Below are 858 nucleotides of genomic sequence, written 5' to 3'. Positions count from 1 at the left end.
TAAACGTCCTGCCTGACCGGCTACTGCTGTTCAGCGGCGCTGACGGCGATCATCAGGTGGGGGAGTTTCAAGTGACCATACCCGGGGGATTTTGACCGACCCACGGGGGGCTCGACCCGGTGACCTCGGCGTCGCCGCATCGCACGTATTCGACTGGCATCCACGGTGACTATGTCGGCGGCTTCGGCCAGTCGATCCCGAAGGAGGTGATGTTCCCCGACATCGCTGCAGCCTATGCGGAGCAGGGCTACAAGCCGCAGCAGTTTAACTACCTGCTGGAGCGGGGCACCGCCCCGGTCTATCAGGAAACGAACCAGCGCTGGCTGGACACGGTGATGGATTACATCAATCGCGGTCGTGCCGAACCTTGATGGGCAGGCTGGTCTCGCGCGACAGGCGCTCGGCCAGCTCATGCGCCTTGTCGGCGGCGTCCTCGCCCTCGATGCTTTCGAGCAGGCTGAGCATCTCACCATCGGCGTCGAGCGCGCAGACGTGACACGCCTCGTCAACGAGGCGCAGGCAATCCACCTCGATGGTGGCGGTGTTGGGCGGGATCGGTCTCATGGCGCGATGATAGCGCACAAACCACGACGGGAGCGAGTGAAAAATTCGCGCAACTACCCCTGATCGCCCTCGCACGTTTTGCGCCTGTCAAGCCGCGATGCGGTCCATGCGACTTCTGCACCGGTCGCATCGTAATTGTTGCGAGTTTGTAATGTTTGGCGTTTGATGGTTCTCCCTTGGGAGGGGAGAGCTGGCCCCGCAAATTCGGACAGTAGCTTGAGTGGATTTTCTGCCTGACAGCGGCGAGGATTCTTGCTGCGAATCAGGAGCGAAGATGACGAAGAAGAGCCGCCG

3 protein-coding genes are annotated in these 858 nt (G+C 61.4%); 1 reads left to right on the top strand and 2 read right to left on the bottom strand.

Annotated features, from left to right (window positions below; translation table 11 throughout):
• Window positions 1-119: 119 nt before the first annotated feature.
• Complete coding sequence (locus QJT78_RS51725; RefSeq protein ID WP_281460907.1) at window positions 120-371, top strand: hypothetical protein; 252 nt, start codon at window positions 120-122, stop codon at window positions 369-371.
• Here the strand turns inward: QJT78_RS51725 and QJT78_RS51720 are convergent.
• Both QJT78_RS51720 and QJT78_RS51715 read right to left on the bottom strand, forming a co-directional pair.
• Window positions 346-564 (bottom strand): hypothetical protein, encoded by a 219-nt coding sequence (locus QJT78_RS51720; protein ID WP_155257990.1) that lies wholly within the window; start codon window positions 562-564, stop codon window positions 346-348. The genes QJT78_RS51725 and QJT78_RS51720 overlap by 26 nt on opposite strands.
• Before the next feature lie 53 nt (window positions 565-617).
• The coding region (locus QJT78_RS51715; protein WP_281460906.1) for a hypothetical protein at window positions 618-858 on the bottom strand (241 nt) is incomplete at its 5' end.

Origin of the sequence: Bradyrhizobium sp. Mp27, from assembly GCF_029953005.1 — a bacterium.
GTDB classification, from domain to species: Bacteria; Pseudomonadota; Alphaproteobacteria; order Rhizobiales; family Xanthobacteraceae; genus Bradyrhizobium; species Bradyrhizobium barranii.
This window is presented reverse-complemented; position numbering and strand designations above follow the sequence as displayed.

Bases quoted from the DNA above. Each gene is read 5' to 3' on its own strand.
- QJT78_RS51720 (WP_155257990.1), bottom strand. From the start codon at position 564: ATGAGACCGATCCCGCCCAACACCGCCACCATCGAGGTGGATTGCCTG.